Below are 1621 nucleotides of genomic sequence, written 5' to 3'. Positions count from 1 at the left end.
ACGGCGGCGGCCGCGGCGCCCCACCGCGCGGCCTCGTCGTGCCGGGCACTGGCCCCGTCGTCGTGCCGGGTGCCGAGTGTGGCCGTCACCGTCGGTGGCCCCCCGTTCGTGGCCGCTTCGGACCGGGCGCGGCCTCCGTCTCGCCGGGTGTGCGCACTGCCACCATCGCTCGTCCCCTCCGGTGCGATTATTCCCTGCTCTAGGATCGCGGCAACGGGGATGTGTCGTTACGGCAACGGGTGTCACACGGTTGAACCTCACCCGTTCGGGTTACTTCCTCGTTATCGAACGCGGTCGGGTGGGAAAACGGGGAGGTCCCCGTGAAGTGTGGAGGTGCGGTCTGTGACGAAGGCGGGCACGGTGGGCGTCCTCGACGTGGGCTGCTTCAGCGCGCGGCTCCGGTGCGTCGATCGGGCCGGATCGGCACTCGAACCGGTGGCCGGGCACAAGACGCGCCTGCGCCTCGACAGGGCGCTCGACTCGTCAGGGCGGCTGCGTCGCGAGGGCGTCGATTCCGTCGTCGCGGCCGTGCGCACGGCCGATTCGGTCGCCCGCGATCACGGCGTGACCGACCTCTTCGGCCTGGCGACGTCGTCCATCCGGGACGCGCGCAACGCCGACGAGGTACTCACTCGTGTGCGTGAGGAGACCGGAGTCGAGCTGCGCGTGCTCAGTGGCAAGCAGGAGGCCCGGTTGTCCTACCGCGCGGCGCGCGCGTGGTTCGGAGCCGAGGCCGGCTCGCTGTGTGTGCTCGACATCGGCGGTGGCACCGTCGAACTCGCCGCGGGGCGCGGGATACATGCCGAGCTGGCGCGATCCCTGCGCCTGGGCGCCCGCGAAGCCACGCGGCGGTGGCGGTTGGACACCGACCGGCCCTCCGCGGAGGCCATCGCCGCCCTGCGGGAGGACGCTCTGCGGCGCATCCGGGACGCTGTCGGCGAGGACGCCGAGCGGTTGCGGGAATTTCGCACGGTCGGGTGCTCGAAAGTGCTGCGCCAGCTCGCCGTCCTGGCGGGCAGGCGGCGGAAGGGATCGAAGAAGTCCCGGGAGCTGCATGTGGAGGACGTGCGCGCGTGGATCCCGCGCCTGGCCGAACTCCCCGCCGGACGCCGCGCGGAGCTGCCCGGTATCTCACGTCCCCGGGCCCGGCAGTCGCTGGCGGGGGCCGTGGTCGCCGAGGCGTTGCTGACCGTGCTCGGCGGGTCGGCCATCACCTGCCCGTGGTCGACGACGCAGGGGCTGCTGCTGGCGCTGATGGAGGAACCGACGGGCCGGTGGGCGCGGTCGCCCGCCGCCTGACCACCGGACCGTCCCGATCGGGGAAGTGAGGCGACACCCATGAGCCGTCCCGAGCAGGGGCCGGACGAGAGGGACCGCGACGCCGTGCGCGGCGAGCGGGACCCCGACCAGGCCCGGAAGCGCGATCCCGGCGGTGTCTCCGGCGAGCTGAACCGCGACGTGCCGGACCCGCCCAACAAGGACGAGATCCGGTTCGGAGAGGACGTCACACCCGACGCGGGCACTGTCGAGCCGCCCGACTGACCGGTCGTCCCGGTCGTCACCGCATGCCGGTCGGCCCGGCCGGGCCGCCGCCGTCCTGCTGGTCGGCGGGCGCGGGCCT

2 protein-coding genes are annotated in these 1621 nt (G+C 73.5%); both read left to right on the top strand.

Features of this window, described 5'->3' with window-relative positions; genetic code table 11:
- Positions 1–342: 342 nt before the first annotated feature.
- Positions 343–1299, top strand: coding sequence for a Ppx/GppA phosphatase family protein (locus SACSA_RS0103345; protein WP_019813486.1), 957 nt, complete (start codon positions 343–345; stop codon positions 1297–1299).
- 39 nt (positions 1300–1338) lie between these two features.
- Positions 1339–1542, top strand: a complete 204-nt coding sequence (locus SACSA_RS0103340) for a hypothetical protein (RefSeq protein WP_019813484.1) — start codon at positions 1339–1341, stop codon at positions 1540–1542.
- The last annotated feature ends 79 nt before the right edge of the window (positions 1543–1621 follow it).

The organism is Saccharomonospora saliphila YIM 90502, from assembly GCF_000383795.1.
GTDB classification, from domain to species: domain Bacteria; phylum Actinomycetota; class Actinomycetes; order Mycobacteriales; family Pseudonocardiaceae; genus Saccharomonospora; species Saccharomonospora saliphila.
The sequence above is the reverse complement of the archived record's forward strand: the minus strand, read 5'-3'. Positions and strand labels throughout refer to the sequence as shown.